14 protein-coding genes are annotated in these 17,766 nt (G+C 61.8%); 12 read left to right on the top strand and 2 right to left on the bottom strand.

The features are described 5' to 3' along the window. Window positions 1–2: 2 nt before the first annotated feature. The 6 genes from pelF to J3350_RS05335 are packed head-to-tail and all read left to right on the top strand — an operon-like array spanning window position 3 to window position 7,471. A complete protein-coding gene (gene pelF, locus J3350_RS05360; protein ID WP_207685964.1) occupies window positions 3–1,463 on the top strand; it encodes a GT4 family glycosyltransferase PelF in 1,461 nt (486 codons plus the stop codon). Continuing rightward, window positions 1,439–2,905 (top strand): exopolysaccharide Pel transporter PelG, encoded by a 1,467-nt coding sequence (gene pelG / locus J3350_RS05355; protein ID WP_207685963.1) that lies wholly within the window; start codon window positions 1,439–1,441, stop codon window positions 2,903–2,905. The genes pelF and pelG overlap by 25 nt, the downstream gene beginning before the upstream one ends. Further along, window positions 2,902–4,686 (top strand): CotH kinase family protein, encoded by a 1,785-nt coding sequence (locus tag J3350_RS05350; RefSeq protein WP_207685962.1) that lies wholly within the window; start codon window positions 2,902–2,904, stop codon window positions 4,684–4,686. The genes pelG and J3350_RS05350 overlap by 4 nt, the downstream gene beginning before the upstream one ends. Next, the gene (locus J3350_RS05345) at window positions 4,676–5,449 is read left to right on the top strand and encodes a polyphosphate polymerase domain-containing protein (RefSeq protein WP_207685961.1); all 774 of its coding nucleotides are present in this window, start codon (window positions 4,676–4,678) and stop codon (window positions 5,447–5,449) included. The genes J3350_RS05350 and J3350_RS05345 overlap by 11 nt, the downstream gene beginning before the upstream one ends. A 23-nt stretch (window positions 5,450–5,472) precedes the next feature. Then, window positions 5,473–6,138: a DUF4956 domain-containing protein gene (locus J3350_RS05340; RefSeq protein ID WP_097791672.1), complete on the top strand. Its 666-nt coding sequence runs from the start codon at window positions 5,473–5,475 to the stop codon at window positions 6,136–6,138. Beyond that, entirely contained in the window at window positions 6,131–7,471 is a 1,341-nt protein-coding gene (locus J3350_RS05335) for a DUF4832 domain-containing protein (RefSeq protein WP_207685960.1), read from the top strand. The genes J3350_RS05340 and J3350_RS05335 overlap by 8 nt, the downstream gene beginning before the upstream one ends. A 96-nt stretch (window positions 7,472–7,567) precedes the next feature. Here J3350_RS05335 and J3350_RS05330 read toward each other — a convergent pair whose 3' ends face one another. Both J3350_RS05330 and serC read right to left on the bottom strand, forming a co-directional pair. Beyond that, a complete protein-coding gene (locus tag J3350_RS05330; protein WP_207685959.1) occupies window positions 7,568–8,728 on the bottom strand; it encodes a phosphoglycerate dehydrogenase in 1,161 nt (386 codons plus the stop codon). Next, window positions 8,728–9,810, bottom strand: a complete 1,083-nt coding sequence (gene serC / locus J3350_RS05325) for a 3-phosphoserine/phosphohydroxythreonine transaminase (RefSeq protein WP_207685958.1) — start codon at window positions 9,808–9,810, stop codon at window positions 8,728–8,730. Before serC ends, J3350_RS05330 begins: the two co-directional genes overlap by 1 nt. A gap of 317 nt (window positions 9,811–10,127) precedes the next feature. Here serC and J3350_RS05320 point away from each other — a divergent pair, with 317 nt between their 5' ends. The 6 genes from J3350_RS05320 to J3350_RS05295 all read left to right on the top strand — a co-directional run bounded on the left by J3350_RS05320 (window position 10,128) and on the right by J3350_RS05295 (window position 17,417). Continuing rightward, the gene (locus J3350_RS05320) at window positions 10,128–10,550 is read left to right on the top strand and encodes a BlaI/MecI/CopY family transcriptional regulator (protein ID WP_207685957.1); all 423 of its coding nucleotides are present in this window, start codon (window positions 10,128–10,130) and stop codon (window positions 10,548–10,550) included. 151 nt (window positions 10,551–10,701) lie between these two features. Then, entirely contained in the window at window positions 10,702–11,877 is a 1,176-nt protein-coding gene (gene rlmD, locus J3350_RS05315; RefSeq protein ID WP_207685956.1) for a 23S rRNA (uracil(1939)-C(5))-methyltransferase RlmD, read from the top strand. Window positions 11,878–12,010: 133 nt separating this feature from the next. Continuing rightward, complete coding sequence (locus tag J3350_RS05310) at window positions 12,011–13,123, top strand: GGDEF domain-containing protein (RefSeq protein WP_207685955.1); 1,113 nt, start codon at window positions 12,011–12,013, stop codon at window positions 13,121–13,123. A 30-nt stretch (window positions 13,124–13,153) separates the two neighbouring features. Beyond that, window positions 13,154–13,894 (top strand): FadR/GntR family transcriptional regulator, encoded by a 741-nt coding sequence (locus tag J3350_RS05305; RefSeq protein WP_207685954.1) that lies wholly within the window; start codon window positions 13,154–13,156, stop codon window positions 13,892–13,894. A gap of 282 nt (window positions 13,895–14,176) precedes the next feature. After that, window positions 14,177–15,964, top strand: coding sequence for a dihydroxy-acid dehydratase (gene ilvD / locus J3350_RS05300; RefSeq protein ID WP_207685953.1), 1,788 nt, complete (start codon window positions 14,177–14,179; stop codon window positions 15,962–15,964). A 97-nt stretch (window positions 15,965–16,061) separates the two neighbouring features. After that, window positions 16,062–17,417 carry a GntP family permease gene (locus J3350_RS05295; RefSeq protein ID WP_118552508.1) on the top strand — a complete coding sequence of 452 codons (1,356 nt, stop codon included), beginning with the start codon at window positions 16,062–16,064 and terminating at the stop codon, window positions 17,415–17,417. The last annotated feature ends 349 nt before the right edge of the window (window positions 17,418–17,766 follow it).

Below are 17,766 nucleotides of genomic sequence, written 5' to 3'. Positions count from 1 at the left end.
TCATGCGTATCTGTCTGGTACTGGAAGGTTCCTACCCGTATGTCTATGGCGGGGTATCCACCTGGATGCACAGCTGCATCCGCTCCATGCCGGAGCACGAATTTGTTCTCTGGGTCATCGGTGCGAACGCGAAGGACAGAGGCCGCTTCGTCTATGCGCTGCCGCCCAACGTGGTGGAAGTGCACGAAGTATTTCTGGATGACGCGCTGCGGCTGCGCGGGGAGGCAAAGCCGCAGCCGTTCACCGAAGAGGAGCAGGCCGCGCTGGAGGAGCTGGTGCGGCTGGGCAGCCCGGACTGGGCGGTGCTGTTCCGGCTGTTCGGCGAAAAAAAGGCGCACCCGCTGGCCTTTTTGCAGAGCCGGGCGTTCATGCAGATGTTCACAAAGATCTGCGCGGAGGAGTACCCCTACACGGCCTTTGCGGATGCGTTCCACACGGTGCGGTCCATGCTGCTGCCAGTGCTCTATCTGCTCACGGGGGAGGTGCCCAAAGCGGACCTCTACCATGCCATCTGCACCGGCTACGGCGGGCTGCTGGCCTGCCGGGGCGGCAGTACCTTTCACCGGCCGGTGCTGCTGACGGAACACGGCATCTACACCCGCGAGCGGGAGGAGGAGATCATCCGGGCCGAGTGGGTGCGGCCGGATTTCAAGGAGCGGTGGATCCGATTCTTCTACATGCTGTCGGAGCAGATCTACCGGCAGGCGTTCCGGGTGACGAGCCTGTTCACGAGCGCCCGCAGCATCCAGATCGGGATGGGGTGCCCGGCGGAAAAGTGCGTCGTCATCCCGAACGGCATCCCGTACGAGACCTTCTGCGGCATCCCGCTCAAGGCGGAGGACGGCTGGGTGGACATCGGGGCGCTGGTGCGGCTGGCCCCCATCAAGGACATCAAGACCCTGCTCTATGCCTTTTGGGAACTGAGCGCCCGGCGGAAGAACGTCCGGCTCCACATCCTGGGCGGGGTGGACGATGCGGAGTACGCGGCCGAGTGCACGGCACTGGCCCGGCAGCTGGGGCTGGAGAACGTCCGGTTCACCGGGCGGGTGGACAGCGCCGCGTACCTGCACCGGCTGGACTTCACCGTCCTGACCAGCATTTCGGAGGGGCAGCCGCTCTCGGTGCTGGAATCGCTGGCGGCCCGCCGCCCCTGTGTGACCACCGATGTGGGCTGCTGCCGGGAGCTGCTGGAAGGAGCCCCCGGTGACACACTGGGCCGGGCCGGGTACTGTGTGCCGCCTATGTACCGGCAGGGCCTCGCGGACGCGATGGAGAAGCTCTGCGCGAGCCGTGCCCTGCGGGAGAAGCTGGGCGCAGTCGGGCAGAAGCGGGTGGCGCAGGATTACCGCCACGAACAGATGCTGGAGCAGTACCGTGCCCTGTATGCAGAGACCGCGCGGGCGCACGGTCTGCCGGATGAAACGGATTCGGAGGAATTATGGCTGGAATTGGGTTCGAACTGAAAAAGCTGTTCCGCCGCAAAGGGCTGCTGGCGGGTCTGCGGGCCTACGGCTGCGCGGGCATCCTCTGCACCGGACCGATGCTGCTGGGTGTGCTGCTGCAATTGGGCATCCTGGTGCTCTGCGGCTGGGCCGGGGCGGCGAAGACCGAGCAGGACCTTCTGGTCTGCATGGTGACGGACACACTGCTGGCTTCGCTCACCGTGACGAGCCTGTTTGCCATGCCGGTGACCCGGTTTCTGGCGGATATGCTCTATGAAGAGCAGGAGCAGCTGGTGCTGCCCTCATTCTGGGGCGCGAACGCTCTGTTGCTGGCGGGCGGATGTGGGCTGTACGGGCTGTTTCTGCTGGTGTCCGGTGCGACGCTTTTGCAGGGGCTGCTTTGCCTGGCCCTCTTTGCGGAGATGATCGTGAACTGGAACGCCATGAGCTTCCTGACCGCCCTCAAGGACTACCGCAGCGTCCTCATCGCCTTTGCGGCGGCGGTGGGCACGGCCTTCGCAGCCGGGGCGCTGCTGGTGCTGCTGGCGCGCGCTCCGGCGCTGGAAGGCTTTCTCTTTGCAGTGGCGCTGGGGTACGGCGTCATGCTGATGCTGGACGTCTGGCGGCTCTGCCGCTATTTTCCGGACCGGCAGGGCAGCCCCTGGCTCTTTCTGCGCTGGGTGGACCGCTTTCTGCCGCTGGCCCTGACAGGCCTGTGCACCGACATCGGGCTGTTTGCCCACCTTGTGCTGGTCTGGCTGGGCCCCATCGGTGTGCAGGTGAAGGGGCTGTTCTATGGGGCACCGTATTACGACGTCCCGGCATTGCTGGCCTTTCTGAGCATCCTGGTCACCACAGTGAACTTCGTGGTGTCGGTGGAAGTGCAGTTCTACCCCCGTTACCGCACCTATTACAGCTTGTTCAACGACGGCGGCGTGGTGGGCGACATCACCGCCGCCGGGGAAGAAATGCTGGCGGTGCTGAACCGGGAACTCTTCTACACGGCCCTCAAGCAGCTGTTCACCACGGCAGGGGTCATCTCGCTGGAAGCGCTGGTCATGGGGTATCTGCCGCTCGGCTTCAACGACCTGATGCACGGATACTTCCGCACCCTCTGCGTGGGGTACGGGCTGTATGCGGTGGGCAACACGGTGCTGCTCATCCTGCTCTATTTCACGGATTACAAAGGGGCGCTGGGGGCGGCGCTGAGCTTTGCGGGAGCGGCTGCGGGGCTGACGGCCCTGTCCCAGCGCTTTGACCCGGCGTATTACGGCTTCGGGTTCCTGGCCGGGGCAGCGGTGCTGTTCCTGACGGCGCTGCTGCGGCTGGACCGGTTCACCCGGAACCTGCCCTACCGCATCCTCGGCCAGCAGCCCGTCGTGGCCGAGGAAAAGGCCGGGGCATTCACCCGGCTGGGGCTGTTTCTGGAGCGGCACAGCCTGCAGAAAAAGGAGGAAGCATGATGCAGGGAAAAACGATCCCCCGCCGCAGGGTGCTGGCCCTGGGGGCTGCACTGGCGGGGTTCTGCGTGGGGTGCAGCATTCTGCCCACGGCGGAGGAAACGGCGGCGTCGGAGGAAATTTCCACAATTTCGGGAACGCCGGTGGAAAAACAGCCCGATGACAGCATCCACCTGCGGGACAATGACGGGCTGTATACGGTCTATGACGACAGCGGCGTCGTGACCATGTATCTGACCGTTACCCGTGGGAACGAAGCCGAGAACACCGACCATACCTGGGCGGAGATCAATTCCTATTCGGTCTACGACTACGAGTACATGCAGGTGCCCCGCTACCAGACGGCGGCATTGCTGCAGGTGGGAGACGAGAACGGCCCGCTCCTCTCGGAGGTGGGCTATGGGGAGACGGTGCCGAACGCGACGGTCCAGATCCGCGGCCAGACGTCCAGCCGGAACGCCCAGAAAAACTATAAGATCAAGCTGAAGAAGAACAAGGGGACCTGGCGGGGCCAGCGGACCATTGCACTGAACAAGCATCAGGGCGACGGCCTGCGCTTCCGCAACAAGATGGCGTATGACCTCATCCGGGGCATCCCTCAGATGGTGGGCCTGCGCACCCAGTTCGTGCATCTGTATGTGAAGGACCTGACTCAGGCGGACAGCGGGGCCTTTGTGGACTATGGGCTTTATACCCAGGTGGAGCAGCTGAACCCGACGGCCCTGAAGGCCCATGGGCTGGACCAGAACGGCCAGCTGTACAAGGTGAACTTCTTCGAGTTTTTTCGGTATGAGGACGCCATCCGCCGGAAGACCGACCCGGCCTATGACCCGGTCGCCTTTGAACAGCATCTGGAGATCAAGGGCAGCGACGACCACACAAAGCTCATCGAAATGCTGGAAGCGCTCAACGACGAGACCGTGCCGATGGAGGAACTCTTTGAGACGACCTTCGACACCGAGAACATCGCCTACTGGATGGCGTTTCAGCTCCTGATGGGCAACACCGACACCCAGAGCCGGAACATGTACCTTTACAGCCCGCTGAACAGCGCGCGGTGGTATATCCTCGACTGGGACAACGACGCCATGCTTTCCCGCACCGAGTGGGCGTTCCGAAACTATTCCGACAGCCTGAGCTGGGAGCGGGGCGTGAGCAACTACTGGGGCAACGTGCTCTTCCGCCGCTGTCTGCAGACCCGGTGCTTCCGGGAAGAGCTGGACGCCGCCGTGGAGGAACTGTTCCGCTTTTGCAGCGCGGAACGAATCGGGGAGATGACGGCGCAGTACCGCAGCGTGGTGGAGCCTTTCGTCTGGCAGCAGCCGGATATCCTCCACGAGCCGCTGAGCCGGACGGAGTACGACACCGTGGCCAGAGGGCTGCACCGGGAGATCACCGAGAACCGGGACGCCTACCGTGAGAGCCTGCACAAGCCGATGCCGTTCTACATCGGGGTGCCGGAGCCAGCCGGTGAACAGCTGAGGCTGCTGTGGGATGCCTCGTTCGACCTGAACGCCGAGGACATCGTCTACACCGCCGAGCTGGCGAAGGACTACCAGTTCACGACAACGTTCTGGTCGGAGGCGGACATCCGGCTGCCGGAAACGGTGGTCTATGCCCTCCCGACGGGGCACTATTTCCTGCGGGTGCGGGCGACGAACGCCTCCGGCTACACGCAGGATGCCTTTGATTACTACGTGATGGAGACCGGCAAGGCCTACGGCATGAAGAGCTTTTTTGTGGAGGCCGACGGCAGCGTGACGGAGGACCTGTATGAAGAGTGAGACCATCTTCCCCGCACCGGTCCACGCAAAAACGCAGCCGCGCACCCGCACCGGCGAACGCTACCGCCATGAGCTGAAGTACCGCATCTCGTACGGCGAAAAGGCGGTGCTGGAGCTGCGGCTCGCGCCGCTTTTGCAGCGGGACGCCCACGCCGGGCCGGGCGGGTATCTCATCCGGAGCCTTTATTTTGACGACTGCTGGAACTCCGCCTATGCCGAAAAGGATGCGGGCATCCTGGCCCGCAAAAAATACCGCATCCGCATCTACAACGGCAGCGATGCCGTCATCCGGCTGGAGCGGAAGAAAAAAGTGGGCAGCTGGATCTGCAAAGAGGAGGCCGCCCTCACTCGTGCGGAGCTGGAGAAACTTCTGAGCGGGGACTACGGCTTCCTGCTCGCTTCGCCGCAGCCGCTCTGCCGGGAGTTTTACTTCGAGTGCGTCTCCAACCTGCTGCGGCCCCGCGTGGTCGTGGACTACGAGCGGGAACCGTGGGTGCAGAAGGAGGGAACGGTGCGCATCACCTTTGACCGGGACGTCCGGGCGGCAGTGGGCGGCTGGGACCTGTTCGACCCGCACCTGCCCACCCTGCCGGTGCTGGACCCCGGCACCCTGGTGATGGAGGTGAAGTTTACGGAATTTCTGCCCCAGACCCTCCGGGAGCTGCTGCCGCCCAAAGCGCAGGAGTGGACGGCCGTGTCCAAATATGTGCTCTGCTGCGACAAAACGGCCTACTGCCACGGCAGTTCCGGCTGGCAGGGCTGAACCAATGCGAAAGGAACAACGCTATGAGTGTGAAGGATTTCATCAAAAAATCGGTGCTGGAAAATTTCAGTCCCTACAATGTCCCGCAGATGGCGGCGGCTCTGCTGGCGGCTGTGCTGCTGGGGGCGCTCATCTACTGGGTCTACCAGCGGTTCTATGCGGGGGTCCTCTTTTCCCGCAGTTTTGCAATGACGCTGGTGGGCATGTCGGTGCTCACCTGCATGGTCACGCTGGCCATCAGCTCCAATGTGGTCATCTCACTGGGCATGGTGGGCGCACTGTCCATCGTGCGGTTCCGCACGGCGGTCAAGGACCCGCTGGATCTGCTGTATCTGTTCTGGGCCATCACGGCGGGCATCACCACCGGCGCGGGGATGTACCTGCTGGCCGCGTCGGCGTCTGCGGTGATGATCGGGGTCCTCGCCCTGCTCTCCCGCTGGCAGACGGCAGGCCGCATCTATGTGGCGGTGCTGCACTATCAGGGCGAAAAGCCGGGGGATGAAATCGTCCGTGCCCTGGGGCGGAACCGGTACGCGGTCAAATCGAAGACGCTTCGGGGCGAGGCGGTCGAGATGGCGGTGGAGGTCTGCTGCAGGGACGATGTCCGGGATGTTACCGACCGGTTGCAGGAGATCGAGGGCGTGGAGGACGTAACCATGATCCAGTACAACGGAGAATACCATGGCTAAGCGGCACACCGCTGCGGCGGCCGCCTGCCTGCTGCTGGCCGGGTGCCTGGTCTGGGCGGGGCGGAAGCGGACCGTGACCTATCTGCCGGACGAGAGCGCCTTCCCCAATGCGCAGATCGGCTATGCGCCTGGTGTGCTGGACAGCGGCACCGAGGGTGCCACCCTGCGCTATCTGGGCCTGACCTGGCGGCAGCTGGAACCCGAAGAGGGGGCCTACGCCTGGGAGGCCATCGAGCAGACCTGCCATCTGGCGGAACTGCGGGCGCAGGGTGTCCATCTGGTGCTGCGCATCTCCTGCGACGAGCCGGGGGACGAAGCACATCTCGACATCCCGGACTGGCTCTATGAACAGACCGGCACCGGCCGCTGGTACGACATCGCCTACGGAAAGGGCTATGCGCCGGACTATACCGACCCTGTGTTTTTTGCCGCCCACGAGCGGCTGCTGCGGGCGGTGGGGGAGCGGCTGGGGGCCGACGGTTTCGTCAGCTATGTGGAGCTGGGGAGCCTCGGCCACTGGGGCGAGTGGCACGTCAAGTCCGGGGAGGGGCTTCCCTCCATGCCCGATGAGGCTGTCCGGGACCGCTATGCGGCGCTTTACCGGGAGGCATTCCCGCAGGCTGCGCTGCTGATGCGGCGGCCCTTCCGGTTCGCGGCCGAACACGGGCTCGGCCTTTACAACGACATGACCGGCTTGCCCGAAGACACCGAAGAGTGGCTGGGCTGGATCGCCTGCGGCGGCTGGTATGAGGGCGACCCGGAGGGGCTGGTCCCCATGCCGGACGCCTGGCAGACGGCCCCCATCGGCGGGGAGCTGACCAGCCGACTTTCGATGGAGCAGCTGCTCACCACCGACCTGAGCCGGACCGTTTCCCTCATCCGGCAGTCGCACATGAGCTTTCTGGGGCCGAAGACGGCGGAGACCGCTTTCCGGGAGGGGTATGATGCCGTATTGGCCGCTCTCGGCTACCGGCTGCGGGTCACGGAAGCGTCGCTGCGGCGGGTGACGGGCGGCACGGTGCTGACCCTGACTTTTACGAACGATGGCACGGCCCCGTTTTACTGGGACTGGCCCGTAAACGTCTATGTGGAGGAGGCGGACGGCACGACCGTGGAGGCCCAGCCGCTGGCGCTTTCTCTGCCGGATCTGCTGCCCGGCGGCTGCCAGACCGTGAAAACGAAGCTGGCCGGTGTGCCGGGCCGCTGGTGGGAGGAGCAGGACCGGCGCATCACGCTGGGCATCGTGGACCCGATGGCCGGGCGGGATGCCGTCCGCTTTGCGATGCAGACGGCGCAGGAGGACGGCCGCACCGTCCTCTTTGCGGGAGAATAGAGCCCAAAAAGCCTGAGACCTTGCAGAAAAGGCCTCAGGCTTTTTGGGCTGCGGATGCAGCGATCAGGAATATAGGAAATGGAGAATGGCAGAAAATTACAGGATGCGCACTCGGATGACAGCGGGGATCGCCGCCAGCTTGTCGGCCAGAGCCGCGTTCACGGCACCGGTGGCATCCAGCATGGTATAGGCCATGTTCTTTTTGCTCTTATTGACCATGTTTTCGATGTTCAGACCGGCCTCGGTGGTCAGCGCTGTGATCTGGCTGATCATGCCAGGCTCGTTCTTGTGGATGATGCAGATGCGCCTGCCGCCTGCACGGGGCTGGACGACCTCCGGCAGGTTCACCGAGTGGGTGATGTTGCCGTTCTTGAGGTAATCGCTGATCTCCTGCGCGGCCATGACGGCGCAGTTGTCTTCGGCTTCCGGGGTGGAAGCGCCCAGATGCGGGGTGCAGATGACGCCCGGCCTGCCCAGCAGCGCTTCGGCGGGGAAGTCGGTCATGTAGCCGGAGACCCGGCCGTTCTCCAACGCCTCCAGCAGGGCGGGGGTGTTCACCAGTTCGCCGCGGGCGTAGTTCAGGATCTTCACGCCGTCCTTGCACAGGGACAGCGTCTGGGCGTTGATGGTGTCCTTGGTGGTGGGCAGATAGGGCACATGGATGGTGATGTAGTCGCACAGGGGGAGCATGTCGTTCAGGTTCACGCAGTGGTGGACCTGGCTGCTCAGGTTCCAGGCGGCATCAATGGAGATGTAGGGGTCGTAGCCGTAGACCTCCATGCCCAGCGCAATGGCGCAGTTGGCCACGCGGGAGCCGATGGCACCCAGACCGATGACGCCCAGCGTCTTGCCCTTGATCTCGTTGCCCACGAACTGCTTTTTGCCCTTTTCCACGCTCTTGGCCAGAGCAGGGTCGCCCGCAAGGCCCTGCGTCCACTGGGCGGCGGCGGCCACATTGCGGCTGCCGGCAATGAGCATCCCGATGACCAGCTCAGCCACGGCGTTGGCGTTGGCACCGGGGGTGTTGAAGACCACGATGCCCTGCTCGCTGCAGCGGTCCAGCGGGATGTTGTTCACACCGGCACCGGCGCGGGCAATGGCCAGCAGATTCTCGTTGAAGGTGGTGTTCAGCAGGTCGGCGCTACGGACGAGGATTCCGTCCGGCGCGTCGGCACCCACCGAGACGTCAAAAAGGTTTTTGTTCAGCTTCGCCAGGCCCACCGGGCTGATGGCGTTCAAGGTTTTGATGGTAAACATTACGCATTCTCCTTCCGGAACTGCTCCATGAAATCGACCAGCTTGTCAACGCCCTCGGCGGGCATGGCGTTGTAGATGGAGGCGCGCATTCCGCCGACGAGGCGGTGGCCCTTCAGGTTGACGAAGCCTGCCTCTGCAGCCTCGGCACAGAACTTTTTGTCCAGATCGGCGTTGGGGCTGGTGAAGGTGACGTTCATCGTGCTGCGGTAGCGGTGCTCGACGGGGTTGGTGAAGAAGTCCTGCCCATCGAGGTAATCGTACAGCACCTTGGCCTTGGCTTCGTTGATCTTCTGCATGTTGGCCAGACCGCCGATGTCGTTTTCGAGGTACTGAAGCACCAGACCGGTCATGTAGATGCACCAGCAGGGGGGTGTGTTGTACATGCTGTCCTTGGCCAGCAGGGTGGTGTAGTTCATCATGGTGGGCACGGTGTCGGCAGCGTGGCCCAGCAGGTCGTCCCGGACGATGGCGATGGCCATGCCGGCGGGGGCAACGTTCTTCTGCACACCGAAGTAGATGCAGCCGTACTTCGTCACGTCCACGGGCTTGGAAAGGATCATCGAGCTCATGTCCGCCACCAGCGGGATGCCCTCCACCTGCGGGACTTCGACGTACTGGGTGCCGAAGATGGTGTTGTTCTGGCAGATGTGGATGTAGCTGGCATCCTTGTCGTAGGCGATGGCGTTCACATCCGGGATGTAGGTGAAGTTTTTGTCCTTGCTGGAGGCCACGATGTTGGCTTCGCCGAACTTGGCGGCTTCCTTGGCGGCCAGATTCGAGAAGTTGCCGGTGACAAGGTAGTCGGCCTTGCCGGTGGTCATGAAGTTCAGCGGCACCATGGCAAACTGCTGGGTCGCACCGCCCTGGAAGAAGCCGACCTTGTAGTTGTCGGGGATGTTCATCACCCGGCGCAGCGTGGCCTCGGTCTCGGTGATGATGGCATCGAACCACTTGCTGCGGTGGCTCATCTCCATCACGCTCTGGCCGCTGCTGCCGTATTCAAGCAGTTCGGCCTGGGCCTGCTTCAGGACCTTTTCGGGCAGCATGCTGGGGCCTGCGCTGAAATTGTAAACTCGTGCCATAATGTTACTCTCCCTTTCCTGATTCCGCGCCGCCCGAATCTCCGGCGGCATTGTGCTCTGGTTTTGTCCGTAGTATAATGGTTTTGAGGGTGCGAAAACAAGAGCATCTTTGCACAAAGATGCGCGTCTGACCGTGCACTGAAAGCACGGAACGCACAAATGTGTTTGAGACAAATACAGAAACAGAGACAAATGTAAAATGGGCCGCAAAACAGGGCAGAGCGGCCAAAATTCTGCCCTTGAAAAAAGCGGGACTTTTCGGTAGAATCAAACAAACAGAGACAAACGTAAAATCAAAAAGGAGGGCGACCCCTGCAATGTATGGCATCCCGGACCGTCTGAGACCGCTTTCGGCGGCGGAAGAACAGGTGCTGCTGGCCGTGTGGAGCTGCAAACAGCCCGCCTCCCGGCGGGACATCGGAGAGAAGTTGGCCGCAAAAGGCTGGCGGCCGACCACCGTGCTGAATTTTCTCTACCGGCTGGAAGACAAGGGCTGGGTGAAGAGCGGCAAGGAGCAGAACCGCAACACCTACACGCCCACCCTCACGAAACGCGCCTACGGCGTCTGGACCATGCGCCAGCGGCTGGATACCGTTTTTGGCGGCGACTTGGCCGAGGCCGTCCGCGCCCTTGTCAGTGAGAGCGGCTGCTCCCAGAGCCAGCTGGAACAGGCGATGGCCGTGCTGGAAGAAAAGCACGCCGAGGCCGAAGAATACGATCTGTATGACCCATATGGGTGAGCCCTCTCAGTCACGCTTCGCGTGCCAGCTCTCCCGAAGGGAGAGCCATTGGCAGGCCGGTCAAGTTGTGCTGGGTGAAAAGGCTTTTGTAAATGAGGAACGACAGGGCTCCGCTGATTGGGCAGCTGGAGCAGAGATAAAGGAGAGTAAAATGAACTGTAAAAATCGTGCAAAGAACTGCGGCGGCTGCCCGCTGCTGGAACTGCCCTATGCAGACCAGCTGAAGCAGAAGGAGGAAAAAGTCCGCGCCCTGCTGGGCAGATACGGCCCGGTGCACCCCATCCGGGGGATGGAGACGCCCTACCACTATCGGAATAAGGTGATCTCGACCTTTGCCGCCGGGCAGAGTGGAAAACTCGTGTCCGGCATCTATGCCGCCGGGACCCATAAGGTGCTGCCGGTGGAGCGCTGCCTGCTGGAAGACGAGGTACTGGATACCGTGCTGGAAGCTGTCCGCGCGGCGGCAGCGGCCTGCCGTTATCAGCCTTTCCGGGAAGACCAGGGCACCGGCTTGATCCGCCACTGCCTGCTGCGCCGTGGTGTAGCTACCGGGCAGGTGATGGTGGTACTGGTCACGGCCCAGCCCATTCTGCCCGGCGCAAAGAACTTTGTCCGCGCCCTGCTGGCAGAGGCTGAAAAGCGGAAGGTCCCCGTGACGACCATCGTGCAGAACTACAACCCCCGCCGCACCAGCGTTGTGCTGGGCGAGCAGGAAAAGGTGCTCTACGGCAAGGGGTTCATTCTGGATGAACTCTGCGGCAAGACCTACGCGCTCAGCCCCCGCAGCTTCTATCAGGTGAACCCGGTGCAGACGGCGGTGCTCTACGGTCTGGCCGTGGAGGCCGCCCAGCTGACCGGCAGAGAGGTCGTGCTGGATGCCTACTGCGGCATCGGCACCATCGGCCTGACCGCCGCCGACCGGGCAAAGCAGGTGGTGGGCGTGGAGCTCAACCGGGACGCAGTGCGCGACGCCATCGGCAACGCGAAGCACAACGGCGTCAAAAACGCCCGGTTCTTTGCCGCCGACGCCACGGCCTGGATCTGCGAAGCCGCTGCCGCCGGGGAGCGGGCCGACGTCATCTTCATGGACCCGCCCCGCGAAGGCTCGACGCCCCAGTTCATCGAGAGCGTCGCCCGCATGGCCCCCAGACGGGTGGTCTACGTCAGCTGCAACCCGGAGACCATGGCCCGTGACCTGGCCCTGCTGACGAAAAAAGGCTACCGGGCCGAGGGCTTCACCCCGGTCGATATGTTCCCGAACAGCGAACATATTGAAGTGGTCTGTGCCCTGTCCCGACAGGAGCAACGGAAGCAAAGCCGCCGATGAAGCATTCCGGGGCCTTTGGCCGCGAAAATGTGAAAGAACGCGGGGTCTGGTTGAGAAAGACACTGCAACGTGATATACTAAAATAGTATATACGTGCCTTGATTACAGAAATCCAAAGGTGAAATGTCTTACAATGAACGGTTATTTTTATGTCTTGACGGCCATTGACCTTTTTGTGCTGAGCTTCATGTGCATCCTCACAAAGTTCAGCGAATCCCTGAACAAAAAGCAAAAACGGGGATTTTTTCTGGCCTTTGCGCTGATTGCGGGGATCTCGGTGCTGGAGGTTGTGACGCTGGCGGTGGATGGCGCACCGGCGGGCTACCGCTGGCTGAACATCCTGTCCAACTATCTGGGGTTCGGCCTCTCCCCGGCGGTGTCCCTCTGCCTGGTGTACGTCATGGACCGGAAGAAAATGGTGAACTTCTGGTTCCGGGCGGCCGTGTGCTGCGAGGGGTGCTACCTGCTGTTCCTTGCCCTGTCCATCCCCGCCGGGCTGGTATTCTCCGTCAGCGAAGACAACGTCTATTCCCGCGGGCCTTACTTTTGCATTTACATCCTGATGTACCTTGCGGCCATCGTGTACCTTTCGGCGTCCACCATCGTCACGGCGCGGGAGTTTCAGAACCGCAGCCGGGTGCTGATCTACCCCCTGATGCTCTTTCTGACCATCGAGACCATCATTCAGGTGGCTCTGCCGAGCCTCCACGTTACATGGCTGTGCGTTACCCTGCTGTCGGTGCTGTACTTTATTTATTGCAGTGAGATGTGGAACCAGCTGGATGCCCTCACCGGGCTGCTGAACCAGGACAGCTACCTGAACCGCACCGCAGAGATGCGCCGCAGCGGCGGGGTGCTGGTGGTGTTCGATGTGGACGACTTCAAGCAGGTCAACGACCGCTACGGCCACTTACAGGGAGACGTCTGCCTGGCCGAGATCGCCCACTGCATCAAAAAAGCCTATGCCCACTGCGGCTACTGTTACCGCATCGGCGGCGACGAGTTCTGTGTGCTGCTGGAAAACGCAGACCGGGAGGCCTGGTGCGCGCAGGAATTTGAGCGTTGGCTGGCACTGCGGCGTGAGGTCGTGCATTGTCTGCCCAGAGTGTCCCTGGGGTCGGCACCCATTTCGGGGGAGGACCTGCTGGCCGTGAAAGACCAGGCCGACCGGGAGATGTACCGCTGCAAAAAGGCCCGGAAGGCTGCGGCGGCTGCAATGGAAAGGGCCGAAAGTGGGAGGCCCTGACCCATAGGCGGTACAAAAGGGGAGGAAGCCATGAGCGAATTTTCACACTTAAAAAACAAGCTGCTGGCTGAGCAGGTCGAAGACCAGATCTACCATTATATTCTGGATACCCCGCTGGAGCCGGGGGCGAAGCTGCCCAACGAGTTTGCGCTGGCGGAAAAGTTCCGGGTGGGGCGCAGCACCATCCGGGAGGCGGTCAAGCTGCTGTCCAGCAAGGGCATCGTGGAGGTGCGGCAAGGTTCCGGCACCTATGTGGTCACAACGGTGAAAGGGCTTTCGGACCCGCTGAATCTGCGCAGTGTGCAGGATAAGAATGCGCTGGCCTTTGATCTGGTCAACCTGCGGCTGCTGCTGGAACCGGGCATCGCGGAGATCGCGGCCCAGAACGCGACCGACGAGGACATTGAGCGGCTGCGGCGGCTGTGTGAGCGGGTCGAGACCAAGATCCACAATGGCGACCGCTACATTGAAGACGACATCGCCTTCCACACCTGCATTGCCGAGAGCAGCAAGAATCTGGTGGTGGGGCAGCTGATCCCCATTATTGATACGGCGGTGATGATGTTCGTGAACGTCACCCACAAAAAGCTCATCGACGAGACCATCATGACCCACCGGATGATCGCGGAGGCCATCGCCAAGCACGACCCCATCGGGGCAAAGTCGGCCATGGTGATGCACCTGAACTTCAACCGCACCTATATCAAGAAGATCTACGACGGCGAAGATCCCGATGACGGGACAGTTGGAATGGCGGGATTTCTCAAATGATACCGGCCCTGCACGGCGAAATACCGTGCAGGGTATTTTTATATCCAAAGTCATCTGACGACTTTTTGCCCCGGCAGTTTGCAAAAACCGGCTGTGAGGGTGGATTTTACGAAAAAGTCGCCCAAAATTGGGCAAAGTGCATGATGTATCCCAGATTTTTTGCACAAATAGCAGGACGTATAGGAAACAACTTGCAAAAAGATGTCCGCAGATTTACAATGAAATCACAAAAGGCTCTACGGAAAAAAGGACGAAAGCAAGCGATATTTGGAGGTAAGGATTATGGAACTTCGTTCACAGGAAGTCCGCACGCTGGCACCTGAAAACGACCCGCTGAAGATGGGGATGGGCTGGAAGGTCGAGGACCTTTCCAAGCCCCAGATCCTGGTGGAGAGCACCTTCGGCGACAGCCACCCTGGCAGCGCTCATCTGGATCAATTCGTCAGAGAGGCCGTGCAGGCGGTCAACGAGAACGGCGGCAAGGCTGCCCGCTATTTTGCCACCGATATGTGCGACGGCATCGCACAGGGTCATGACGGCATCAACTACTCGCTGCCCCACCGGGACGCCATCGTGAATCTGGTGGAAGCACAGGCCAACGCCAGCGTCTACGACGGCGGCGTGTTCATCGCCAGCTGCGACAAGTCCGTGCCCGCCATGCTGATGAGCATCGGCCGCCTGAAGGACATGAGCGCCATCGTCGTCACCGGCGGCGTCATGGAGGCCCACACCCTGCCGAAAGAGTATGTGGTCAACGACCCCGCCTGCGCCATCAACGAGCTGCTGACGCTGGAGCAGATCGGCAAGTTTGACGCCTGGGAAAAGACCGGCGTCATCCCCAACAGCCAGCTGGACTACTACAAGCACAACGCCTGCCCCAGCTGCGGTGCCTGCTCCTTCATGGGCACCGCCTCCACCATGCAGGTCATGGCCGAGGCACTGGGTCTGATGCTGCCGGGCACCGCCCTGATGCCCGCCACCGCCCCGGAGCTGAAGCAGGCTGCCTACGACGCCGGCAAGCAGCTGATGGAGCTGGTCAAGAAGGGCATCACCGCCAAGGACATCGTGACGAAGGAGAGCTTTGAGAACGCCATCATGGTCCACGCCGCCATCTCCGGCTCCACCAACGCGACCATGCACCTGCCCGCTGTCGCGCATGAGTTCGGCATCGAGATCGACGCCGACACCTTTGACCGGATGCACCGGGGTGCGCACTACCTGCTGAACATCCGTCCCTCCGGCGACTGGCCCGCACAGTACTTCTACTATGCAGGCGGTGTGCCCCGCGTGATGGAGGAGATCAAGTCCATGCTGCATCTGGACGTGATGACCGTCACCGGCAAGACGCTGGGCGAGAACCTCGAAGAGCTGAAGAAGAACGGCTTCTATGAGCACTGCGACGCCATCCTGGCCGAAAAGACCGCCGGTTTTGCCCGCCCGGTCAGCCGCGAGGACATCATCCACAGCTTTGACAACGCCAAGGGCACCGACGGCAGCATCGCCATCCTGAAGGGCAACCTGGCTCCGGAAGGCTGCGTCATCAAGCACACGGCCTGCCCCAAGAACATGTTTGAAGCCACCCTGCGCGCCAAGCCCTACGACAGCGAGGAAGAGTGCATCTCCGCTGTCCTGCACGGCGAGGTGAAGCCCGGCGACGCCATCTTCATCCGCTACGAAGGCCCCCGCGGCAGCGGTATGCCGGAGATGTTCTACACCGGCGAGGCCATCTGCGCCGACCCGAAGCTGGCTTCCAGCGTGGCCCTCATCACCGACGGCCGCTTCTCCGGCGCAAGCCGCGGCCCGGTCATCGGCCATGTCAGCCCGGAGGCTGCGGTGGGCGGCCCCATCGCACTGGTGGAGCCGGACGACCTGATCCAGATCGACGTGCATAACCGCAAGCTGGCCATCGTGGGCGTGAAGGGCGAGCCGAAGACCCCCGAAGAGATGGACGCCATCCTGGCCGAGCGCCGCGCCAACTGGAAGCCCAAGGCTCCCAAGTACACCAAGGGCCTGCTGAAGCTCTACTCGCAGCATGCCGTCAGCCCCATGAAGGGCGCTTACATGGAGTAAAACACTCCGAAGAAATAACAAAAAGGAAACTGCCCGGTGCGTTTTTCCGGACGGCTTGGATAAGTGCAACCAAAAATCAAAAAATGGAGGAACTATTATGACAGCAGTTGCGACTCCCGATGCGGCACGGCTGGTATTTGCTGCCGTAGCAGGCCTGATCCTGTTGCTCATTCTCATCATCAAATTCAAAGTCCACGCCATGATCTCCATTCTGGTGGGTGCCGTTGGTATCGGCCTGATGGCCGGGATGCCCCTGTCCGACATCGTTGGCTCGGTCAATGAGGGCATCGGCAACACCCTGAAAGGCATCGCCCTTCTGGTGGGCCTTGGCTCCATGTTCGGTGCCATTCTGGAAGAATCTGGCGGCGCACAGACGCTGGCCGTGACCATGGTGCGGAAGTTCGGCGACGAAAAAGCCGCGTGGGCACTGGGCATCACCGGTCTGGTGGTGGCCATGCCGGTCTTCTTCGATGCCGGTCTGATCATCCTCATCCCGCTGGCGTTCTCGCTGGCAAAGCGCACCAAGCGCTCCGTTCTGTACTACGTCATCCCCCTGCTGGCCGGTCTGGCGGTCGGTCATGCGTTCATTCCCCCCACGCCGGGCCCTGTGCTGGTGGCGACCATGCTGGGCGTGGACCTGGGCTGGGTCATCCTCATCGGCATCTTCTGCGGCATCTTCGCCATGATCGCCGCCGGCCCCATCTGGGGTTCCATCTGCGGCAGGAAATACAGGATCGAAGTCCCCGAACATGTGGCGCAGCAGGATGACATCGACGAGAGCAAGCTGCCCAAGTTCGGTACCATCGTGGGCATCATCCTGATCCCGCTGGTCCTCATCATCGCAAACTCCGTGGCCAAGGTCGTGCCCGCTCTGGCTGGCATCCAGCCGGTCCTGGCCTTCCTCGGCGAGCCGTTCATGGCTCTGCTGCTGGCCACCATCGCTGCCATGTATCTTCTGGGCACCCGCCACGGTTACAGCAACGCCCAGCTGGAAAAGATCATGACCAAATCTCTGGAGCCCACCGGCATGATCCTGCTGGTCACTGCCTGCGGCGGTGTGCTGCGCTACATGCTGCAGAACTCCGGCCTGGGCGATGTCATCGGCAACGCTGTGGCAAACGCCAGCCTGCCGCTGGTGCTGGTCGCCTTCATCGTAGCCGCTCTGGTCCGCATCTCGGTCGGTTCTTCCACCGTTGCCATGACCATGGCCGCCGGCATCATCTCCGCCATGCCTGGCATCAGCGAGTTAAGCCCGCTGTACCTCGCCTGTGTCACCGCTGCCATCGCAGGCGGCTCCACCGTCTGCTCTCACTTCAACGACTCCGGCTTCTGGCTGGTCAAGAGCCTTGTGGGCATGGATGAAAAGACCACCCTCAAGACCTGGACCATCATGGAAACGCTGGTCGGCGGTGTGGGCTTCCTGGTGGCACTGGTCATCTCCTTCTTTGCCTGACCGCCCGTCCGGGGCCTGCACCCTCGGATGAGCGTCTGGATGTTCTCCGATCCGATTCGTTTACCTAATTACCTCCTTCGAAATCAGCCGCTCCGGTTTTTGCTTTGCCCGGAGCGGCTGATTTTTATATTTTCAATTTGTTCAAAAACCTCACAAAGAAACTCCATTTTTATCCGGTACAATAAGGGTGCAGTCAGGGAGGAACGAACGATCCTCCCGCAGGATGCCAATGCAGGCAATGAAAACCGCACATCTCGGCAGAAAACCGATGCTGCGGCCCCCTTTGAAAAAACACTGTCCCCCGCTGATGCGAGGCAATAGCCAATGCGGCGGGCAGACTACCAACCAT

Origin of the sequence: Faecalibacterium sp. Marseille-Q3530 (assembly GCF_017377625.1) — a bacterium.
GTDB classification, from domain to species: Bacteria; Bacillota; Clostridia; order Oscillospirales; family Ruminococcaceae; genus Faecalibacterium; species Faecalibacterium prausnitzii_E.
This window is presented reverse-complemented; position numbering and strand designations above follow the sequence as displayed.